This window comes from Streptomyces sp. NPDC044002 (assembly GCF_056434525.1).
Window position 1 is genome coordinate 1 of the sequence record NZ_JBWKEZ010000030.1, and the last position, 19,840, is coordinate 19,840.

At 72.1% G+C, this 19,840-nt stretch carries 18 protein-coding genes; 11 read left to right on the forward strand and 7 right to left on the reverse strand.

Annotated elements, in window-relative coordinates:
- Positions 1-221: 221 nt before the first annotated feature.
- Positions 222-518, reverse strand: a complete 297-nt coding sequence (locus AC07A6_RS22205; RefSeq protein ID WP_478778221.1) for a YciI family protein — start codon at positions 516-518, stop codon at positions 222-224.
- A 25-nt stretch (positions 519-543) separates the two neighbouring features.
- Between AC07A6_RS22205 and AC07A6_RS22210 the strand changes: the two genes are divergently transcribed.
- Both AC07A6_RS22210 and AC07A6_RS22215 read left to right on the forward strand, forming a co-directional pair.
- Positions 544-1,233, forward strand: coding sequence for an endonuclease V (locus AC07A6_RS22210; protein ID WP_478778222.1), 690 nt, complete (start codon positions 544-546; stop codon positions 1,231-1,233).
- Positions 1,234-1,372: 139 nt separating this feature from the next.
- Positions 1,373-2,713, forward strand: a complete 1,341-nt coding sequence (locus AC07A6_RS22215; protein WP_478778223.1) for a DUF6923 family protein — start codon at positions 1,373-1,375, stop codon at positions 2,711-2,713.
- 67 nt (positions 2,714-2,780) lie between these two features.
- Here AC07A6_RS22215 and AC07A6_RS22220 read toward each other — a convergent pair whose 3' ends face one another.
- Positions 2,781-3,995 (reverse strand): saccharopine dehydrogenase family protein, encoded by a 1,215-nt coding sequence (locus tag AC07A6_RS22220; protein WP_386274471.1) that lies wholly within the window; start codon positions 3,993-3,995, stop codon positions 2,781-2,783.
- Positions 3,996-4,078: 83 nt separating this feature from the next.
- Here AC07A6_RS22220 and AC07A6_RS22225 point away from each other — a divergent pair, with 83 nt between their 5' ends.
- The 6 genes from AC07A6_RS22225 to AC07A6_RS22250 all read left to right on the forward strand — a co-directional run bounded on the left by AC07A6_RS22225 (position 4,079) and on the right by AC07A6_RS22250 (position 11,494).
- Entirely contained in the window at positions 4,079-4,483 is a 405-nt protein-coding gene (locus AC07A6_RS22225) for an MmcQ/YjbR family DNA-binding protein (protein WP_362469955.1), read from the forward strand.
- 189 nt (positions 4,484-4,672) lie between these two features.
- Complete coding sequence (locus tag AC07A6_RS22230) at positions 4,673-5,800, forward strand: CaiB/BaiF CoA transferase family protein (protein ID WP_478778224.1); 1,128 nt, start codon at positions 4,673-4,675, stop codon at positions 5,798-5,800.
- Positions 5,800-6,825, forward strand: coding sequence for an LLM class F420-dependent oxidoreductase (locus tag AC07A6_RS22235; protein WP_362469949.1), 1,026 nt, complete (start codon positions 5,800-5,802; stop codon positions 6,823-6,825). The genes AC07A6_RS22230 and AC07A6_RS22235 overlap by 1 nt, the downstream gene beginning before the upstream one ends.
- Positions 6,826-6,834: 9 nt before the next feature.
- Complete coding sequence (locus tag AC07A6_RS22240; RefSeq protein ID WP_362469945.1) at positions 6,835-7,977, forward strand: acyl-CoA dehydrogenase family protein; 1,143 nt, start codon at positions 6,835-6,837, stop codon at positions 7,975-7,977.
- A 78-nt stretch (positions 7,978-8,055) separates the two neighbouring features.
- Positions 8,056-9,270, forward strand: a complete 1,215-nt coding sequence (locus AC07A6_RS22245; RefSeq protein WP_125818547.1) for an acetyl-CoA C-acetyltransferase — start codon at positions 8,056-8,058, stop codon at positions 9,268-9,270.
- Positions 9,271-9,322: 52 nt separating this feature from the next.
- Positions 9,323-11,494 (forward strand): 3-hydroxyacyl-CoA dehydrogenase NAD-binding domain-containing protein, encoded by a 2,172-nt coding sequence (locus AC07A6_RS22250; RefSeq protein WP_386274478.1) that lies wholly within the window; start codon positions 9,323-9,325, stop codon positions 11,492-11,494.
- Positions 11,495-11,563: 69 nt separating this feature from the next.
- On the opposite strand, the gene AC07A6_RS22255 is transcribed toward AC07A6_RS22250, so the two are convergent.
- On the reverse strand, positions 11,564-12,226 hold the full coding sequence (locus AC07A6_RS22255; protein ID WP_478778225.1) for a maltokinase N-terminal cap-like domain-containing protein: 663 nt from the start codon (positions 12,224-12,226) through the stop codon (positions 11,564-11,566).
- Positions 12,227-12,236: 10 nt separating this feature from the next.
- Positions 12,237-12,965 carry a MerR family transcriptional regulator gene (locus AC07A6_RS22260; RefSeq protein WP_362469933.1) on the reverse strand — a complete coding sequence of 243 codons (729 nt, stop codon included), beginning with the start codon at positions 12,963-12,965 and terminating at the stop codon, positions 12,237-12,239.
- Between the two features lie 94 nt (positions 12,966-13,059).
- Between AC07A6_RS22260 and AC07A6_RS22265 the strand changes: the two genes are divergently transcribed.
- On the forward strand, positions 13,060-14,886 hold the full coding sequence (locus tag AC07A6_RS22265; RefSeq protein ID WP_478778226.1) for an AMP-dependent synthetase/ligase: 1,827 nt from the start codon (positions 13,060-13,062) through the stop codon (positions 14,884-14,886).
- Positions 14,887-15,239: 353 nt separating this feature from the next.
- Here the strand turns inward: AC07A6_RS22265 and AC07A6_RS22270 are convergent, their stop codons facing one another.
- Together AC07A6_RS22270 and AC07A6_RS22275 are read right to left on the reverse strand one after the other, a co-directional pair.
- Positions 15,240-16,040 carry a glycine-rich domain-containing protein gene (locus AC07A6_RS22270; protein WP_478778227.1) on the reverse strand — a complete coding sequence of 267 codons (801 nt, stop codon included), beginning with the start codon at positions 16,038-16,040 and terminating at the stop codon, positions 15,240-15,242.
- A gap of 81 nt (positions 16,041-16,121) precedes the next feature.
- Positions 16,122-16,328, reverse strand: a complete 207-nt coding sequence (locus AC07A6_RS22275; protein WP_478778228.1) for a hypothetical protein — start codon at positions 16,326-16,328, stop codon at positions 16,122-16,124.
- A gap of 178 nt (positions 16,329-16,506) precedes the next feature.
- Between AC07A6_RS22275 and AC07A6_RS22280 the strand changes: the two genes are divergently transcribed.
- Positions 16,507-17,694: a helix-turn-helix domain-containing protein gene (locus tag AC07A6_RS22280; protein ID WP_478778229.1), complete on the forward strand. Its 1,188-nt coding sequence runs from the start codon at positions 16,507-16,509 to the stop codon at positions 17,692-17,694.
- 78 nt (positions 17,695-17,772) lie between these two features.
- On the opposite strand, the gene sph is transcribed toward AC07A6_RS22280, so the two are convergent.
- The gene (gene sph / locus AC07A6_RS22285; RefSeq protein ID WP_386274487.1) at positions 17,773-18,762 is read right to left on the reverse strand and encodes a sphingomyelin phosphodiesterase; all 990 of its coding nucleotides are present in this window, start codon (positions 18,760-18,762) and stop codon (positions 17,773-17,775) included.
- A gap of 139 nt (positions 18,763-18,901) precedes the next feature.
- Here sph and AC07A6_RS22290 point away from each other — a divergent pair.
- Positions 18,902-19,840, forward strand: a 939-nt coding sequence (locus AC07A6_RS22290; RefSeq protein WP_478778230.1) for an oxygenase MpaB family protein, incomplete at its 3' end; no start/stop codon positions are given.

Sequence of the window (19,840 nt, forward strand, 5' to 3'; positions counted from 1 at the left end):
ACGCCGGCGGGGCTATAGATAGCCCCGCCGGCGTTTGAGGCGAACGGGGTCAGGGGCGGAGCCCCTGGGAACGGTGGAAGGGCGGGTAGGGGACCTCGCCCCGCGCAGCGGCCCGGCGTCCGGCAGGGGGCAGCCCCCCCCCAGCGGTCGGGCTCGGCAGGGCAGAGACGGTCAGGGGGTCGGCGCCCCGCGGAGCGGTACCGCACACCGCCCGGCCAGGGCTACGGCACCGTCTCGCGGACCTCTGCCAGACCGGCGGAGGTCCTGGAGGCGATGAACTCCGTGATCCGGTACGCGCACACGCCCGCCACCGCGAAGGGGTCCGTCTCCGCGATCTGCTCGATCTCGGCGCGCGAGACCCCGGCGGCCAGGATCATCCCCCCGTCGCGCGGGACCTTGCGCCCCGAGGCGAGGAAGACGCCGGACGCGTAGTACCCGTCCAGCCACGCGAGGTGCGCGTCCATCTGCTCTTCGACGGCTTCGATGGGCGCGGTGTAGCTGAGCTCCATGACGAACATGATCGTCAGGCTACCCTCGCACCCCATGACGACTGTGAAGACCCCCGCCGACGAGGCCGAGGCCCGGGCGATACAGGACGAACTGCGCGGCCGCGTCGTGCTCGACGAGGTCGGCCCCCCGCCCGGACAGGGGCTGATCGCCGGGGTGGACGTGGCCTACGACGACGAGCGGGACCTGGTCGCGGCCGCCGCCGTCGTGCTCGACGGCGCCACCCTGGAGGTCGTGGCCGAGTCCACCGCCGCCGGGCGCGTCAGCTTCCCCTACGTGCCGGGCCTGCTCGCCTTCCGCGAGCTGCCGACCGTGCTCGCCGCCCTGGAGGCCCTCCCCGTCACCCCCGACCTCGTCGTCTGCGACGGCTACGGCCTCGCCCACCCACGAGGCTTCGGCCTGGCCTGCCACCTCGGGGTGCTCACCGGCCTGCCCAGCATGGGCGTCGCGAAGAACCCCTTCACCTTCACCTGCGAGGAGCCGGGCGCCCCGCGCGGCGAGGCCTCCCAGCTGCTCGCGCCCGGCGGCGCCGTCGTCGGCCGGGCGCTGCGCACCCAGCACGGGATCAAGCCGGTGTACGTGTCCGTCGGCCACCGGGTCTCCCTGGACAACGCCTGCGCCCACACCCTCGCGCTGAGCCCCCACTTCCGCATCCCCGAAACCACCCGGCACGCCGACTCCCTGTGCCGCCGCGCCCTCCGCGAGGCCGTCGACGGGCTCCAGTGACGGCGGTCGTCCGCGTGTTCGCGCCCCTGGTGCATTTGAGCGAACTCGGCCGGTGAAGCCCGAGCCTCCGTGTACGGCCCAATGCCCCTTGTGCTCGTCTTTGTCCGGTACGCGCGGTGGCGACGGAAGGGGCAGATTCGTGAGCAGAGGTACGAACGGTGCGGTCCAGAGGAAGCGGCAGCGGCGGGGGGTGGCCCTGCTGAGCGCGGTCGGCGTCGTCGCCGGGCTCGCGGCCGGCGCGCTGGCGGCTCCGGTCGGAGCCGCCGCGGCCCCGGCGGGCCGGGCGGGCTCCGCGGCGGTCTCCGATCCGAAGCAGCCGGACGGGACCCCCGTCGCGTGCGACGGGAAGATCTACCTCTCCAAGGGTGATCCGGACCAGCTGTACACCGTCGAACGGGAGCCCGGGAAGGTCCGGTTCGAGGAACTGGGTGAACAGACGCCCTTCCTCTACAACGCCATCGGTGTGAACCCGCACGACCGCTTCCTCTACGGGACCACGTTCGGGGACGGGACCAACCAGCTGGTCCGCTTCGACGGTGAGGGGGACCACGAAGTACTCGGCGGGATCGCGGGCCTAGACCCCGCCCTCTACATCTCGGGCACGTTCGACGACGAGGGCAACTACTACGTCCTGGCCGACAACACGGGCGAGATCTTCCAGATCGACGTCGAGAAGCGCGAGGTGACCCGGAAGGTCAAGATCAAGGACCTGGCCGCCACGGAACTTGACGTCTTCGACATCGCCTTCCGCGACGGGTTCCTCTGGGGCTCGACCGAGGCGGGCGCCATCACCCGCATCGACTTCGACAACGCGAGCGTGGACTTCTTCCCCGGTGTCCTGCCCGGCGGTTCGGACTTCGGCGGTGTCTTCGTCTACGGCAACGGCGACCTCGGGTTCTTCCGCAACGCCGGTGAACTGATCCGCGTCCACGTGAAGAACGCGACCGGATCCAACCCGAAGTTCACCGTGCTGTCGCGGCAGGACACGCCGGAGCGGGAGATGACGAACGTCGACGCCACCGCCTGCTTCTTCGATTCCTCCGCCGACCTGTCCGTGCACAAGCGCGGCCCCAAGGTCGTCAAGGCGGGCGACGACATCACCTACGACATCACGGTGAAGAACGACCACAAGGGCGCCTCCTCCGGCTGGTCCCTGGTCGACGACCTCCCGGCGAAGGTCCTGGACCCCGCCACGGACACCGACGGCTGCGAGATCAGCAACGGCCTCCTGTCCTGCACCGGCGGCCCCCTGCGCGAGGGTGGCCGCGTGAAGATCACGGTGACCGGCACCGCGGGCGAGGTCACCAAGCCGACCGCCGTACCGAACACCGCCACGGTCTTCGGTGACGACGAGGACCCGCACAAGAAGAACAACACCGGCTTCGCGTCCACGAAGATCAAGCCGGCCGGCGGGGACGGGGAGGAAGAACAGAAGGAGCACGGGCACGGGCCCGGGCACGGCGAGCCCGGCGGGCGATAGGGGTCCCCCTGGCCGCGCGGGAGGCGGCGGGCCCGGGGAGTTCCGCCCCGGCCCCGCCGTCGCACCCCTACAGCTCCGCCGCCACCCGGAAGCGGATGCCGGCCTTCTGGAGCCGGGCCAGCAGGGCGTCTCCCATCGCCACCGCCGTCGTCAGCTGGCCGGCGCGGTCCGGGAGGGCGTCGTGGGCCAGGCACAGCGCGGACTCCGCCAGCATCTTCGCGGTCTCCCCGTAGCCCGGGTCGCCGCCCGACACCTCGGTGAACACGCGGCGGCCCCCGCCCTCGCCGACGAAGCGGACCGTGAACCAGCTGCGGGCGCGCCGCTCCGCGTCCGGGCCGTTGCCCGGCTCCCACAGCCCCATCAGCCACCGCCGCGCCGGCGGGACCTGCGCCAGCGCCGCCGTCGCGCCCACCGCGGCCGTCAGGCCCAGCGCGACCGGCAGGTGCCGCACCGAGGCGTAGTGGCGGTAGCGGAAGTCCGGCCCGTACCGCTCCAGCGCGGCCGCCGACCGGGTCACGATCCGCGGGTCCAGCACGGGCAGCGGCAGCGCCCAGGTCCCGGTCTCCCGGCTGAACCGGGGAACGCCCACGGGCCCGCGCACCCGGCGCCCCGGCAGCCGGGGCTCGTGCAGCCGGCGGGCGCGCGCGGCCGCCAGGGTCTGCGGCCCCCGGCCCAGCGCGGTCAGGGCGGAGGCGACGGTGCCGCCGGAGGCGAGCGCGCCGGCCCGCAGGAACCCGTCCACCCGCAGCGGCACCCCGGAGGGCAGCAGGCCCACCGTGAAGTACGCCCCGAGGTCGGCCGGGACCGAGTCGAACCCGCAGGCATGCACCAGCCGCGCCCCCGTCTCCCGGGCCCGCGCGTCGTGCTCGACGTACATCCGGTCCACGAACTCCGGCTCCCCGGTGAGGTCCGCGTAGTCGGTGCCCTCCTCCGCGCAGGCCGCGACCAGCTCCGCGCCGTGATGGACGTACGGGCCGACCGTGGTGGCCACCACCCGGGTGCGGGCGGCCAGTTCGCGCAGCGCCCGCGGATCCCCGGCGTCGGCCCGCAGTAGCGGGAGCCGCGCGCAGTCGGGGTTCAGGGCGGCCAGCCGCTCGCGCAGCCGCTCCAGCTTGCCGAGGTCGCGCCCGGCCAGCGCCCACCGGCAGCCGACGGGCGCGTGCTCGGCGAGGTACTCGGCGGTCAGCACCCCGACGAAGCCGGTGGCGCCGAAGAGCACGAGGTCGAGCTCCCGTCCCGGACGGCCGCCGCGGACGGGCTCGTTGTGGACCTGCTCGGTCATGGACCGTTCCTCCCAGCTGGTGTCGGTGGCTGAGGTTAGCGTTGACGGCGACTGTCCGTGCGAGCAGGTGTGACCTGCGGTGAATGGAGGCGTCGATGAAGGCTGCGGTGCGCAAGTGGGAGGCGGTGCGGGAGTTCGCGCTGGGGCTGCCGGAGGCCGTGGAGGAGCATCCCTGGGGGCCGGAGGACGGGGTGGTGAAGGTCAACAAGAAGATCTTCGTCTTCCTCGGCAACGCGGACGGCCCCGAGCCGCCCGGTCTGTCCGTCAAGCTCAAGGACGAGGACCTGCACGGGCACGCGATGACCGCCCCCGGTGCCGCGCCCACCGGCTACGGCCTCGGCAAGGCGGGCTGGGTCTCCGTGCCGCTGGGGGAGAAGGGGGCGCCGTCGGTGGAGGTGCTGTGCGAGTGGGTGGAGGAGAGCTACCGGACCGTCGCGCTCAAACGGCACGTGGCGCTCCTCGACGCCCGCGCCGAGGGCGGCGCCTGACGGGAAGGCGGTCCTCGTCTCCTGACGGCCGCCCCTGGCCGGAACGAGCCGAAACGGGCCGGAGCGGAAACCTGCTAAGCGCTTGCTCTTGTGCTGAGTGGGGCGCGTTCCTAGCATCACTGGTGTTACATCGGTTGTGTCACACACCTGCACACCCACCCACCCGTACACCAGGATGCCGGGGGCACGATGGCAGTGACAGCAGGCCCGCTCGCGGGAGTACGCGTCGTCGAACTGGCGGGCATCGGCCCCGGCCCGTTCGCCGCCATGGTCCTCGCCGACCTCGGCGCGGACGTCGTCCGCGTGGACCGGCCGGGCGGCGGAGGGCTCGCGATCGACCCGGCCCACGACGTCACCAACCGCAACAAGCGCTCCGTCCTGGTCGACCTGAAGTCCACAGAGGGCCCCGCCCTCGTGCTGGACCTGGTCGAGCGCGCCGACGTGCTGATCGAGGGCTTCCGCCCCGGGGTCGCCGAGCGGCTCGGCGTGGGCCCGGACGACTGCCTCGCCCGCAACCCCAGGCTGGTCTACGGCCGGATGACCGGCTGGGGCCAGGAGGGCCCGCTCGCCCACACCGCCGGGCACGACATCGCGTACATCGCCGTCACCGGCGCACTCGGCATGATCGGCAACCCCGGCGAGCCCCCGGCCGTCCCCGCCAACCTGGTCGGCGACTACGCGGGCGGCTCGCTCTACCTCGTCATCGGCATCCTCGCCGCCCTCCACCACGCCCGCGGCCCCGAGGGCGCCGGCCAGGTCGTGGACGCCGCGATCGTCGACGGCACCGCACACCTCACCGCCATGATCCACGGCATGGTCGCGGCCGGCGGATGGCAGGACCGGCGCGGCGCCAACCTCCTGGACGGCGGCTGCCCCTTCTACGGCACCTACGAGACCTCCGACGGCCAGTACATGGCCGTCGGCGCGCTGGAGCAGCAGTTCTACGACACCTTCACGGAGCTCCTCGGCATCGCCGACCGGGCCCCCGCCCGCAAGGACCTCGCCCGCTGGGGCGAGCTGCGCGAGGCCGTCGCCGCGCGCTTCAAGTCCCGTACGCGCGAGGAGTGGACGGCCGTCTTCGAGGGGACCGACGCCTGCGTGGCACCCGTCCTCTCGCTCCGCGAGGCCCCGCACCACCCCCACCTCGCCGCCCGCGCCACCTTCACCGAGTTCGGCGGCACCCTCCAGCCCGCCCCCGCCCCGCGCTTCTCCGCGACCCCGACCCGCGTCGCCTCCGGCCCCGCCATGCCCGGCGCGGACACCGGGTCCGTGGCCGGCGACTGGGGCGTACCGGCACTGCTCCCGAAAGAGGCCTGATGGAACTGTCCATGCTGCTCGACTATGCCGGCGACCCGCGCCGCGCCGCCGACGAGGCGGCCGCGCTGGAGTCGGCCGGACTCGACGCCGTGTGGGTCGCCGAGGCCTGGGGCTTCGACTCCCCGACGATCATGGGCTACCTGGCGGCACGCACCGAGCGGATGAAGATCGGCTCGGCCATCGTCAACGTCTACTCCCGCACCCCCGCCCTCATCGCCCAGACCGCCGCGGGCCTGGACGCCGTGTCCGGCGGCCGCGCCCTGCTCGGCCTCGGCGCCTCCGGCCCGCAGGTGATCGAGGGCTGGCACGGGAAGCCGTACGACAAGCCGCTCGGCCGTACCCGCGAGACCGTCGACCTGTGCCGGCGCATCTGGCGCCGCGAGACGATCGACCACCACGGCATCACCGACATGCCGCTGCCCGCCGCCAAGGGCGGACGCCACGGCAAGCCCCTGAAGATCCTCACCCGCCCGGTCCGCGACCGGATCCCCGTGTACGTGGCCTCCCTCGGCCCGGCGAACGTGGCACTGACCGCCGAGATCGCCGACGGCTGGCTGCCCACCCTCTTCATCCCGGAGAAGGCCCGCGCCGTGTGGGGGAGCGCCCTCGCCGAGGGCGCCGCCAAGCGCGCACCGGAGCTGGGACCGCTCCAGACCGTCGCGGGCGGCCTGCTGGCCATCGGCGAGGACGCGGCCGCGGCCCGCGACCTCGCACGGCCCCAGATCGCCCTCTACGTCGGCGGGATGGGCGCCGTCGGCAAGAACTTCTACAACGACCTCGCCGTCGCCTACGGCTACGAGGAGCAGGCCCGCCGCATCCAGGAGCTGTACCTCGCCGGCCGCAAGCGCGACGCGGCGGCCGCCGTCCCGGACGAGTTCTGCGAGCTGATGACCCTGTGCGGCCCCGAGGGGTACGTGCGCGAGCGCGTCGAGGCCTTCCGGGAGGCCGGCGTCACCATGCTCAACGTCACACCGGTCGGCCCGGACCCGGCCCGGCTGATCGAAACCGTCAAGAGCTGGCTGTAGGGGGCCCCGATGCGACGCCGCATCTACGACGCCGACCACGAGGCGTTCCGCGAGACCGTGCGCACCTTCCTGAACAAGGAGGTGCTGCCGCACTACGAGCAGTGGGAGAAGGACGGCATCGTCAGCCGGGACGCCTGGCGGGCCGCCGGCCGGCAGGGCCTGCTGGGCCTGGCCGTCCCCGAGGAGTACGGAGGCGGCGGCAACCCGGACTTCCGCTACGCGGCGGTGCTCGCCGAGGAGTTCACCCGCGCCGGAGCACCCGGGCTCGCGATCGGCCTGCACAACGACATCATCGGCCCCTACCTGACCTCCCTGGGCACCGAGGAGCAGAAGCGCCGCTGGCTGCCCGGCTTCTGCTCCGGCGAGACCATCACCGCCATCGCGATGACCGAGCCCGGAGCCGGCTCCGACCTCCAGGGGATCCGCACCAGCGCCGAGGACCGCGGCGACCACTGGCTGCTCAACGGCTCCAAGACCTTCATCTCCAACGGCATCCTCGCCGACCTGGTGATCGTCGTCGCGAAGACCACCCCCGAGGGCGGGGCGCACGGACTGTCCCTGCTCGTCGTCGAGCGCGGCGCCGAGGGCTTCGAACGCGGCCGCAACCTCGACAAGATCGGCCAGAAGTCCCAGGACACCGCCGAACTGTTCTTCAACGACGTACGCGTCCCCAAGGAGAACCTGCTCGGCGAGCTGAACGGCGCCTTCGTCCACCTGATGACCAACCTCGCGCAGGAGCGCATGGGCATCGCGATGGCCGCCATCGCCGCCGCCGAGCACCTGCTGGAGATCACCACCACGTACGTCAAGGAACGCGAGGCCTTCGGCCGGCCGCTCTCCAAGCTCCAGCACATCCGGTTCGAGATCGCCGAGATGGCCACCGAGTGCGCCGTCACCCGCACCTTCCTCGACCGCTGCATCACCGACCACGCCAACGGGGAACTGGACCACGTCCACGCCTCGATGGCCAAGTGGTGGGCCACCGAACTCCAGAAGCGGGTGGCCGACCGCTGCCTCCAGCTGCACGGCGGCTACGGCTACATGACCGAATACCGGGTGGCACGGGCCTTCACCGACGGCCGCATCCAGACCATCTACGGCGGCACGACCGAGATCATGAAAGAGATCATCGGCCGCTCCCTCCTCGGCTGACTCCCTCCCCGGCCGACTCCGCCCCCGGCGGACCCCGCCCCCCGACCTCTCCCTCGGACACTTCGAAAGGCCTGACCAGTGAGCACCGAAGCTTACGTATACGACGCGATCCGCACCCCGCGCGGCCGGGGCAAGGCCAACGGCGCCCTCCACGGCACCAAGCCGATCGACCTGGTCGTCGGCCTCATCCACGCCCTGCGCGAGCGCAACCCCGGCCTGGACCCCGCGACCATCGACGACATCGTGCTCGGCGTCGTCGGCCCCGTCGGCGACCAGGGCTCCGACATCGCCCGCATCGCGGCCATCGCCGCGGGCCTGCCGGACACGGTGGCCGGCGTACAGGAGAACCGCTTCTGCGCCTCGGGCCTGGAGGCCGTCAACCTGGCCGCCGCCAAGGTCCGCTCCGGCTGGGAGGACCTCGTCCTCGCGGGCGGCGTCGAGTCCATGTCCCGCGTCCCCATGGCCTCCGACGGCGGCGCCTGGTTCGCCGACCCCATGACCAACTGGGACACCGGCTTCGTCCCGCAGGGCATCGGCGCCGACCTGATCGCCACCATCGAGGGATTCTCCCGGCGCGACGTGGACGAGTACGCCGCCCTGTCCCAGGAGCGCGCCGCCACCGCCATCAAGGAGGGCCGCTTCGCCAAGTCCGTGGTCCCCGTCACCGACCGCAACGGCCTGGTCGTCCTGGACCACGAGGAGTTCGTCCGCCCCGGCACCACCGCCGACACCCTCGCCAAGCTGAAGCCCTCCTTCGCCGACATCGGCGACCTCGGCGGCTTCGACGCCGTCGCCCTGCAGAAGTACCACTGGATCGAGAAGATCGACCACGTCCACCACGCCGGCAACTCCTCCGGCATCGTCGACGGCGCCTCGCTCGTCGCCATCGGCACCCGCGAGGCGGGCGAACGCAACGGCCTGCGCCCCCGCGCCCGGATCGTGTCCGCCGCCGTCTCCGGCTCCGAGCCCACCATCATGCTCACCGGCCCCGCCCCGGCCACCCGCAAGGCCCTCGCCAAGGCCGGCCTCACCATCGACGACATCGACCTGATCGAGATGAACGAGGCCTTCGCCGGCGTCGTGCTGCGCTTCGTCAAGGACATGGGCGTCTCCCTCGACAAGGTCAACGTCAACGGCGGCGCCATCGCCCTCGGCCACCCCCTCGGCGCCACCGGAGCCATGCTCCTCGGCACCGTCGTCGACGAACTGGAGCGCCAGGACAAGCGCTACGGGCTCGTCACCCTCTGCGTCGGCGGCGGCATGGGCGTCGCCACCATCGTCGAACGAGTCTGAACCGTCCTGATCCCCGATCCCTGATCCCACCTCTGACACGGAAGTAGCGAACATGAGCGAGTCCACCACGATCCGCTGGGAACAGGACGAGACCGGCGTCGTCACCCTGGTCCTCGACGACCCGGGCCAGTCCGCCAACACCATGAACCAGGCCTTCAAGGACTCCATCGCGGCCGTCGCCGACCGCGCCGAGGCCGAGAAGGACTCCATCCGCGGCATCATCTACACCTCCGCGAAGAAGACCTTCTTCGCCGGCGGCGACCTCAAGGACATGATCCGGCTCCGCCCCGAGGACGCACGGCTCGCCTTCGACACCGGCACCGAGATCAAGCGGTCCCTGCGCCGCATCGAGACCCTCGGCAAGCCCGTCGTCGCCGCCATCAACGGCACCGCCCTCGGCGGCGGTTACGAGATCTGCCTCGCCTCCCACCACCGCGTCGCCCTCGACGCCCCCGGCTCCAAGATCGGCCTGCCCGAGGTCACCCTCGGCCTGCTCCCCGCCGGCGGCGGCGTCACCCGCACCGTCCGCCTCATGGGCATCGCCGACGCGCTGCTCAAGGTCCTGCTCCAGGGCACCCAGTACAACCCCCAGCGCGCCCTCGCGAGCGGCCTGGTCCACGAACTCGCCGCCACCCCCGAGGAGATGCTGGCCAAGGCCCGCGCCTTCATCGACGCCAACCCCGAGTCGAAGCAGCCCTGGGACGTCCCCGGCTACAAGATCCCCGGCGGTACGCCGTCCAACCCGCGCTTCGCCGCCAACCTGCCGGCCTTCCCCGCCAACCTCAAGAAGCAGCTGAACGGCGCCCCCTACCCGGCCCCGCGCAACATCCTGGCCTGCGCCGTCGAGGGCTCCCAGGTCGACTTCGAGACCGCCCTGACCATCGAGGCCCGGTACTTCACCGAGCTGGTCACCGGCCAGACCGCGAAGAACATGATCCAGGCGTTCTTCTTCGACCTCCAGGCCGTCAACGCCGGCCGCAGCCGCCCCCAGGGGACCGAGCCCCGCAAGGTCCGCAAGGTCGCCGTCCTCGGCGCCGGAATGATGGGCGCGGGCATCGCCTACTCCTGCGCCCGCGCGGGCATCGAAGTCGTCCTCAAGGACGTCACCGCCGAGGCCGCCGCCAAGGGCAAGGCCTACTCCGAGAAGCTCCTCGACAAGGCCCTCGCCAAGGGCCGCACCACCGAGGCCAAGCGCGCCGAGCTGCTCGCCCGCATCACCCCGACCGCCGACGCCGCCGACCTGGCCGGCTGCGACGCCGTCATCGAGGCCGTCTTCGAGGACACCGCCCTCAAGCACAAGGTGTTCCAGGAGATCCAGGACGTCGTCGCCCCCGACGCGCTGCTCTGCTCCAACACCTCCACCCTCCCCATCACCGGGCTCGCCGAAGGCGTTTCGCGCCCCGCCGACTTCATCGGCCTGCACTTCTTCTCGCCCGTCGACAAGATGCCGCTCGTGGAGATCATCAAGGGCGACCGCACCGGCGACGAGGCCGTCGCCCGCGCCTTCGACCTGGTCCGCCAGATCAACAAGACCCCGATCGTCGTCAACGACTCGCGCGGCTTCTTCACCTCGCGCGTCATCGGCCAGTTCATCAACGAGGGCGTGGCCATGGTCGGCGAGGGCATCGAGCCCGCCTCCGTCGAACAGGCCGCCGCCCAGGCCGGCTACCCGGCCAAGGTCCTCTCGCTGATGGACGAGCTGACCCTCACCCTCCCGCGCAAGATCCGCAACGAGACCCGCAAGGCCTTCGAGGCCGAGGGCCGCGAGTGGACCGAGCACCCGGCCGACCGGGTCATCGACCGGATGGTCGACGAGTTCGGCCGCCCCGGCCGCAGCGGGGGCGGCGGCTTCTACGAGTACGACGAGAGCGGCAGGCGCAGCCGCATCTGGCCCGGCCTGCGCGAACACTTCGCCAAGCCGGACGCGCAGATCCCGTTCCAGGACATGAAGGAGCGGATGCTCTTCTCCGAGGCCCTGGACACCGTCCGCTGCCTCGACGAGGGCGTCCTCACCTCCATCGCCGACGCCAACATCGGCTCCATCATGGGCATCGGCTTCCCCGCCTGGACCGGCGGCGTGATCCAGTACATCAACGGCTACGAGGGCGGCCTGCCCGGCTTCGTAGCCCGCGCCCGCGAACTGGCCGCCACCTACGGCGAGCGCTTCACCCCGCCGGCCTCCCTGGTGGCGAAGGCCGAGCGCGGCGAGACGTACGCCGACTAGTACGGCCCGTGGCCCCGGGCCCGCCCGCTCGCGTGTGCGGGCGGTCCGGGCCCGGGACCTGCCGGACCCTCAGGCCCGCAGGTACGCGAACACCCCGCGCTCCGCGGCGCCGTCCGGGGCGGACCAGCCGGCCAGCACCTGCCCGAGCATGCCCTCCCCGGAGGCGCCACCGGGGCGCAGCACCCGGTTCAGGGTCAGCGTCAGGACCGGGGCGTCCTGGCCCGCCGGGCCCGTCGTGATCTCCGTACCGGCGGCAGTGTCCGCCACCTTCCCCGGGCCGGTCAGACCCGCGGGCACGCCGCGCCCCTCGGAACGCACCTCCACCGTCGGGTCCGGGGTGTCCGTCTCGCTCTGCGCCTGGGCCACCGCCCCGCCCGCCAGCAGCGCCAGCAACTGCTCGACCAGGACCAGGTCGTGGGCGCCGTCGTACACCCAGCGCCTGCCCAGCACCCCGTGCTCCAGCGTGCCGACCAGGCCCGCCTCCGCACCCTCCAGCGGCGCGCCCCGGTAGGTCAGCGGCGCCAGGTAGGCGACGGGCTCCGGCCCGGAGCCGTCGGTGACCACCATGAACTCGATGCCCACCTCGCCCTCGGGGTCGTCGAGCCGGAAACCGCCCGCCTTGACGAGCGGGGCGGTCTTCTCCGCGCCCTGGTACCAGGGCTTCAAGGGGAGCCATTCCGCGAGGAGTTCGAGCTTGGTAGGGGACAGTGTGGTGTGGTGGATGATCGCCATGCCGCCGAACCTACCCGCCCTCCGCGGAGAACGCCTCCCGCAATTCCTCCTTCAAGGACCGCTGGAAGGCCGTCACCAGCGCCTGCACCACCATCGGCTGCATGTGCGCCGACAGCGCCTTCATCGACTCCACCCGCTCCGGGTCGTCCTCGTCCTCGGTGAACGGCCCCCACACCTCGTCCCGGAACAGCGCCGTCAACTGGTGCGCCGCCGTCCGCGCGTGCTCCAGCAGGATCCCCCGCGCCACCAGCAGCGTCTCGTGGGCGATCGGTACGTCGAGCAGCGCGACCCCCAGCCGCAGCAGGCCCACGTCCACCCGGAAGCCCTCCCCGGACTCCGACACCACGTTCATCGCCGCCAGCCGGCGCAGGTCCCCGTCCGACAGGGGCCGCCCCGCCCGCCTCTCCAGCTCCGCCCGCGACACCTCCTGCGCCGCGTCCGGAGCCCAAGTCGCCACCAGCGCCCGGTGGATCGCCAGGTCGTGCGCGCTCAGGTCGTCCGGCAGGGCGTCCAGATAGCGCTGGATCGCCGACAGGGTCATGCCCTGGTGCTGGAGCTCCTCGATCAGCGCGAGCCGCGACAGGTGCTCGGGGCCGTAGTGCCCCACGCGACGAGGTCCGATCACGGGAGGGGGCAAAAGGCCGCGCGTGCTGTAGAACCGTACGGTGCGGACGGTGACACCGGCCTTGGACGCCAGTTCGTCCACGGTGAGCATCGGCTCGGTCGCCTGGTCGGCCATCGTCCGCTCCTCGCTCTCTGAGGTCTGTGATCCACGGCTTGGGTTCAACAGTATTGCTGTCGCACCAACGATGTGAAACGGCCAGGAGCTGCCCATGACCACGAACCTGCGACTGCCCGGACGACCCGAAGAACTCACCCTCCCCGCCCTGCTGGCCCGCAACGCCGCCGAACACCCCGACCTGCCCGCCCTCTCCTGGCGCGAGGGCGACGGCTGGAAGACCCTGAGCTGGGGCGAGGTCCGCCGCTCCGTCGCCGTCCTCGCCGCCGGCTACGCGGCCCTCGGCGTCGAACGCGGCGAACACGTCCTGCTGATGATGGGCAACCGCCCCGAGCACTGGCTCACCGACCAGGCCCTCGTCCACCTCGGCGCCGTCCCCGTCACCGTCTACGGGACCTCCGCGCCCGAGCAGATCGCCCACATCGCCCGCCACAGCCGGGCCCGCCTCGCCGTCCTCGAAGGCGCCGGCGAACGCGACCGGTGGGCGCCCCTGCTGGACGACCCCGGGACCCCGCTGGAACGCCTCGTCATAGCCGAGGCCGCCGAAGCCGGCCCGCACACCGCCTACGGCTCCGTGTACGAGAACGGGGCCCGCCTGCACCGTGCCGACGGCTTCGAGAAGGCCTGGCAGGAGACCCGCCCCGAGGACCCCCTCACCGTCGTCTACACCTCCGGCACCACCGGCGACCCCAAGGGCGTCCGCCTGACCCACCGCAACATCCTGCTCCAGTCCGTCCGCCTCGACCGGGGCGTCCACCTCCCCGAACACGCCGAGCACGTCTGCTACCTGCCGTTCGCGCACATCGCCGAACGCATCCTCGGCATCTACCTGCCCCTGCTGCGCGCCGCCCACGTCCGCCTCGTCGCCGACCCCACCGCCGTGGCCGCCGCCGTCCGCGAGCTGCGCCCCGTGCAGTTCTTCGGGGTGCCCAGGGTGTGGGAGAAACTCGCCGCGGGCGTACGCGCCGTCCTGGCGGGCCTGCCCGAGGAGCAGCGGCGCGCCATCGACGACGCCGGGGACCTGGCCCGGGCCCGGGCCGGCCACCAGGAACGCGGCGAAGAGGTGCCGGCCGCGCTCGAAGCCTCGTACGCCGGGGCGAAGGAACGGGTCCTGGACCCGCTGCTGCGGCTGGCGGGGCTGGACCGGCTCGTCTGGACGGCCAGCGCCACCGCGCCGATGCCGATCGACGTGGTGCGCTTCTGGGCCGGCTGGGGGATCACCGTCATGGACGCCTGGGGGCTGACGGAGACCTCCGGCGTGTGCACCCTCAACAGCAACACCCCCGACGGCTTCCGGCTCGGCTCGGTGGGCCGGCCCATCGAGGGGCTGGAGCTGAAGGTCGCCGCCGACGGGGAGATCCTCACCCGCGGGGCGACCGTCTTCGGCGGCTACCTGCGCCCCGACGGGTCGGTGGAGAGCGCGGCCGACGCCGAGGGCTGGTTCCCGACCGGGGACGTAGGACGGCTCGACGAGGACGGCTTCCTGTGGCTGACGGACCGCAAGAAGGAGCTGATCATCACCTCGAACGGGAAGAACGTCTCCCCGGCGCTGGTGGAGAACACCGTCAAGGAACACCCGCTCATCGGCCAGGCCCTGGTCCACGGCGACGGCCGCTCCTACCTCGTCGCCCTGCTCGTCCTGGACCCCGAACTGGCCCCCGCCTGGGCCGCCGCCCGCGGCGTCGAGACCACCTCCCTCGCGGCGCTCGCCGAACACCCGGCCGTCCTGGAGGAAACGGCCCGCGCGGTCGCCGCCGCGAACACCCGCCTCAACCGCACCGAGCAGATCAAGCGCTACCGCCTCCTCGCGGAGGAATGGGGCCCGGCAACCGGGGAACTCACCCCGTCGCTCAAACTCCGCCGCAGGGTGGTCCGGGAGAAGTACGGGGCACTGATCGAGGGCCTGTACGGGGAGGGGTGACGGGCCCCGACCCTCTTGCGGGGGGTCCGGGGGCGCGGTGGCAGCGGCCCGGGCCCGCTATCTCCCCCTCGAGGGGGTGGGGCCGGGCGGTGGTTGCCCACCCGCCCCCGGGTGCGGGTGGGTGGCCGGGGGACGGGATCCCCTCGCCCCGGATCAGGGCTGGTTGGGGGTTTCCCGTCAGTCCCATCGTCCTTCCGTGTCGTGCCGGCCTGTCAAGGGCGCTCCCTTCGGTCGCGTCACTTCGTGATCGCCTTCGGCGACCCTTGACAGGCCGACCCGCCCCGGAAAGCCGAAAGACTGCCGGGAGACCCCCAAAGGAACGGTCACCGGGCAGGAGAGGGACCTCGGCGCCCTCATCGACGAGGCGACGGGTCGGGGGCCGGCCCGCCGGGCATCCGAGCCCCATGTCCACGCCTCGGGGCCAAGGGCGCGACTACCCGCAGCAGATCGCTACGCGCTTCTCTCTTCTCAGCGTCCGGCGACCGCCTTGGGCTGATGCCCGCACCAGAGGATGAACAGGTCGGCCTAGGGACCCGGCAGGCGCGCCAGATCGCTACGCGCTCCTCCCGGCTCAGCGTCCGACCGCCGTCCTGGGCTGATCGCAGGTGCACAGCAGGCCGGCATATCCCTTTTGTTCTGCCGAGCGTCAGGCGGTGAGGTCGGCCTTCTCGGTCGTTCCGCCTCCACGGCAAGCGGGCGGAGCAGTTCCCGTCAGCGCACTGATTGTCGTGCTGGCAGGTCGCGGCCACTGGGATCCCTTCCAGCGGGCTCCTCCACAGCTCCATGTCCGGCTCGAATCCGGCGTCGCGGATGCGGTCGAGGGTGTGGTCGAGGGCCCCCGGGTGGTACCGGCTCGGATCGCGAAGCTCGGGCAGGTGGTGCACGAACCGGCCGAGGCGGGCGCAGAGACTGGCGTAGACGGTGGTGTGGAGGATGAGGGCGTGCCAGCCCTCGTCGACCGTGCGGGACGGGCGCATGCCGCCAGGGAACCGTGCGGCGGTGGCGACGAACTTGAGTCCCTCCAGGGTGATTCGGTCGGCGTCGGCCTGGCTCATGCCCGGGTTGTTGCCGGCCACGGTCGCGGCGACACTGGCGAACTCCGCCAGGGTGATCAGGGTGCGGGCGTCCTCGGCGGTCGCTTGGGTGGCGGTCATGTGGTGGTGCCTCCTTCAGGTGTCGGTGGATGGCAGATGCGCGGTCGACGGGAGAGCAGTGGCAGTCCGAAGGGCGGCCGGTCATGCCGACTGGACGTTTTCGACGGCGGTGGTGAACTCCCGGCCGGAGGCGCCCCGGATGTAGGCCAGCTCCATCCAGCGTTCGATTCCGGTGTCGGAGACGTTCTCGTTGATCACCGCCATCAGCTCGCCCTCTGTGCCCGAGGCGATGTCGCGGACGCACTGTCGAAGCAGCCGGTGGGGGACGTACTCGTACTGGTCCCTCATTCGTCACCGCCGGTGAGATCTTGAGCCGGCGAGCTGGCGGCCGGGGGCCGGCATTCGGTCATGGTGCTCTTCGGTCCGGAGGGGGTGGCGTGGTCCTCAGTAAAGGGGCCCTGACTCGTTCGGACTATGTCTGGCGGAGGGTCTGCAAAACCTGTGCACGGATCGGCACACTCTGTGCATGGGCGATTCGCCGGGGGATGTGCTGCGCCAGGCTCGGAACGCCAAGCGCCTGTCGCAAGGGGAAGTGGGCAACGCGGTCGGATACTCCGGCTCGTGGCTGTCGCGGGTCGAAACGGGAAAGATCCAGCCGGATGAGGACACCCTTGGCTCGTTGTGTGGTGTCCTGGGTCTGACAGCTGCTGACGTCGGGCTCGAAGGGGATGACGTGCACCGCCGCAAAGTGCTCACGCTCGGTCTGGGAGTCGGCATCGCCGCCGCTCTGCCTGGTACTGCCTCCGCCGCGTCCGACCCGAAGGAGCTGGTGGAGAGGTCGCTGTTCCGGCTCCCCGAGGCCCGTCCTGCATCGCGTGAAGCTCTGGCCTCGGCCCTCATCCAGGCCCGGGGTGTTTTCCAGGAAGCGCAGTACGGCCGGTTGAGCCGGACCCTGCCCTCCTTGATCTCCGGCTCCCTCGCTTCGCAGGCCCATGACATCGCGGCCCGCGCGTACGTCCTGCTCGCGCAGCTCGCGATCAAGAATTATCAGGGGCCCTTCGCCGGCATTGCGGCCGAAAGGGCACGGGCGCAAGCCGAGTTGACCGGCAATGCGGTGGTGATGGGCGAGGCCGCGCACTCCATGGGTGTCACGCTGCGGCGCGGCGGGGAGTACCAGGCGGCCATCGACCACCTCAGGCAGGCGGCGGACCGGCTCGGCGGTCACCCCGAGGAGCTCGCGATGCGCGGCACGTTGATGCTGACGGCCTCGTACAGCGCGGCGCAGGCGGGTTGGCGTTCCCAGGCCATGGAACTGATCGGGCAGGCGGAGGAGACCGCGAAGCGTCGGGAGACGGCCGCGCAGCGGCTTTACATCCCCGGCGTGTTCGGTGAGGACCAGACGAGGGTCTTTCGGATCTCCGTCCACCATGCGCTGGGTGAGGACGACCAGGCCCTGACCTACGCGGAGAAGATCGACCCGCGCCGCCTGCCGAACGCCGAGAGACGCGGTCGGATGTGCATGGACGTCGCCCGCGTGTGGCAGGGGCTCGACGAGCCGCAGAAGGCGTTCCACGCGCTCCGGGCGCTTGCGTCGTACGCCCCGGAGGAAGCGACCCGGCCGAAGGTCCGCGCCATCGCGTCGGAGTTGCTGGTTATGAACCCGGAGATGCCGGGTTTGCGGCGCTTCGTCCAGCGAACCGGAGCGGCTGTCTGACCCGGGGATCCGATACGGCGAGAACGCCCCCCTCCCGCCCGTGGGCGGGAGGGGGGCGTGGTGTGCGGGCTCGGGCGGCTAGCGGCCGATGACCGGGTAGTGGTCCGAGAGGTTCGAGTAGGTGTAGGACTTGCCCCAGCTGGAGACCGTCCAGGGGGTCGACTCCTCCTTGACCACGTTGTTCTCCCAGCCCGCCGGGCGGGCGTTGCCCTTGCGGTACAGGACGTAGTCGAGGTCCTCGCGGGGGTCCGTCGGGTAGCGGTAGTTGGCGATCGAGTTCAGCGCCGTGTCGAAGGAGTACGGGTGGCCCGTGCGGGTGTCGGCGCCGGCGAGGTCCGCGTCCGCGAGCATCGAGGCGTACTCCGGGGTGCGGGAGTCGACGTTCATGTCGCCCGCCACGATGACCTGCTCGTTCGCCGGGATGTTCTTGGCGTCGAGGAACGCGTCTATGTTCTTGAACTGGCGGCTGCGCATCTGTGCCGCCTCGCCCGCGCCGCAGCCCGGGTCGGTGGACTGGGCGTGGGTGCCGACGACGTGGACCTTGGTGCCGTTGACGTTCAGGACGACGTAGGCGAAGCCCTTGTTGGACCACCAGTCGGCGCCGCAGGCGTCCTTGTAGACCACCTGCTCCTTGCGCAGGATCGGCCACTTGCTGAGGATCGTGACGCCGCCGTCCTCGGGGGTGGTGGTGGAGTAGGAGCCGCCCGTGGCGTCCCAGCCGCTCTTGCTGCGGCCCACCACCGGGGTCTGGTACGGGTACTGCGCGGCGGTGTTGGCCTGGAGGGCGTCGGAGGCGCCGTTGTCGAAGGCCTCCTGGAGCACCACCACGTCGTGGCCCTGGAAGAAGGAGGCCCGGGGGATCTCGGCGGCGCGGTGGTCCTGGCCCCAGTTCGGGTACAGGTTCTTGCTCATCAGGAACACGTTGTAGGTCAGGACGCTCAGCCGCGGGGCGGCTGCATCCTCGGCGGCCGTGGCGGCGGGCGCGGCGGTGAGGGTCAGGGCTGCGGCGGCGGTCGCGGCCACGGCCGTGGCGGCGGCACGGGCGCGGCGGGGCGAGATCTGCGGCATGGGGGTCTCCGTCAGTCCGGTGATTCCTGCGGGGAAGATCGACGCCGCAATCCAAGCAGCCGCGGTTACCTCTGGGTAACACCTGTGACAAGACTTTCTGTCCGGACCGAGGACTTCTCGCGCTCGCATAATTGGTCACATGGACGACACGGACCGCATAGCGCCCACCACCAGGCCCGGCAGGCGCCTTGACCCCGAGCCGCCGCCGCCCGGCGGGGTGCTGTGGTCCACCGCCGGGGACGTCCGCTCCCTGCTGACCCTGCCCGCCGCCTTCACCATGCAGGTGGCCCACCCGGCCGTCGGGGCCGGCGTCGACCAGTACTCCGTCTTCCGCACCGACCCCTGGGGCCGGGGCGAGCGCTCGCTGCGCTCCGTGATGCTGTGGGTCTACGGCGGGGAGGAGGCCGTCGCGGAGGGGCGCCGGGTGCGCCGCCTGCACAAGGAGATCCAGGGCACGGACACCCGGGGCCGGCGCTACCACTCCCTCGACCCCGCCTGCTACGCCTGGGTGCACGCCACCGGCTTCCCCGTCGCCCTGTACGCCGGGCGCTACCTGTTCCGGCCCATCACCCCCGCCCACGAACGGCAGCTGTACGCGGAGTGGCTGCGGGTGGGGCGGATCCTGGGGCTGCGCGACCGGGACATGCCGCAGACCGTCGAGGAGTTCTGGCCCTACTACCGGCGGATGCTGGCCGAGGAGATCGAGCCCACGAAGGTGGCCCGCGAGCTGGTCGCGACCGATGCGGACCTGCCCCGCCCCGAGGTGGGCTCCCGGGTGCTGCGGCTGCTGCTGAGGGTCACCTGGCCGGCCCTGCGCGCCGGCTACCTGCGCTTCCGGGCCTTCGTCACCGTCGGGTACATGCCGCCCGACGCGCGGGCCGCCATCGGCCTGGAGTGGACCCCCGCGCAGGAGCGCCGGCTCCGGCGGTTCAGTACGGCCGTACGGCTCCTCGTACCGGTGCTGCCGGAGCGGCTGCGCTACCTGCCCAGGGCCCGGGCGGCGCGGGCGCGGTGGCGGGGGGGGGGGGGGGGGGGGGGGGGGGGGGGGGGGGGGGGGGGGGGGGGGGGGGGGGGGGGA

Excerpts from the sequence above, each read along its gene's own strand:
- AC07A6_RS22205 (WP_478778221.1), bottom strand. The coding sequence starts at position 518 with ATGTTCGTCATGGAGCTCAGCTACACCGCGCCCATCGAAGCCGTCGAA.
- AC07A6_RS22210 (WP_478778222.1), top strand. The coding sequence starts at position 544 with ATGACGACTGTGAAGACCCCCGCCGACGAGGCCGAGGCCCGGGCGATA.
- AC07A6_RS22220 (WP_386274471.1), bottom strand. The coding sequence starts at position 3,995 with ATGACCGAGCAGGTCCACAACGAGCCCGTCCGCGGCGGCCGTCCGGGA.
- AC07A6_RS22225 (WP_362469955.1), top strand. The coding sequence starts at position 4,079 with ATGGAGGCGTCGATGAAGGCTGCGGTGCGCAAGTGGGAGGCGGTGCGG.
- AC07A6_RS22230 (WP_478778224.1), top strand. The coding sequence starts at position 4,673 with ATGGCAGTGACAGCAGGCCCGCTCGCGGGAGTACGCGTCGTCGAACTG.
- AC07A6_RS22235 (WP_362469949.1), top strand. The coding sequence starts at position 5,800 with ATGGAACTGTCCATGCTGCTCGACTATGCCGGCGACCCGCGCCGCGCC.
- AC07A6_RS22240 (WP_362469945.1), top strand. The coding sequence starts at position 6,835 with ATGCGACGCCGCATCTACGACGCCGACCACGAGGCGTTCCGCGAGACC.
- AC07A6_RS22250 (WP_386274478.1), top strand. The coding sequence starts at position 9,323 with ATGAGCGAGTCCACCACGATCCGCTGGGAACAGGACGAGACCGGCGTC.
- AC07A6_RS22255 (WP_478778225.1), bottom strand. The coding sequence starts at position 12,226 with ATGGCGATCATCCACCACACCACACTGTCCCCTACCAAGCTCGAACTC.
- AC07A6_RS22260 (WP_362469933.1), bottom strand. The coding sequence starts at position 12,965 with ATGGCCGACCAGGCGACCGAGCCGATGCTCACCGTGGACGAACTGGCG.
- AC07A6_RS22265 (WP_478778226.1), top strand. The coding sequence starts at position 13,060 with ATGACCACGAACCTGCGACTGCCCGGACGACCCGAAGAACTCACCCTC.
- AC07A6_RS22270 (WP_478778227.1), bottom strand. The coding sequence starts at position 16,040 with ATGACCGCCACCCAAGCGACCGCCGAGGACGCCCGCACCCTGATCACC.
- AC07A6_RS22275 (WP_478778228.1), bottom strand. The coding sequence starts at position 16,328 with ATGAGGGACCAGTACGAGTACGTCCCCCACCGGCTGCTTCGACAGTGC.
- AC07A6_RS22280 (WP_478778229.1), top strand. The coding sequence starts at position 16,507 with ATGGGCGATTCGCCGGGGGATGTGCTGCGCCAGGCTCGGAACGCCAAG.
- sph (WP_386274487.1), bottom strand. The coding sequence starts at position 18,762 with ATGCCGCAGATCTCGCCCCGCCGCGCCCGTGCCGCCGCCACGGCCGTG.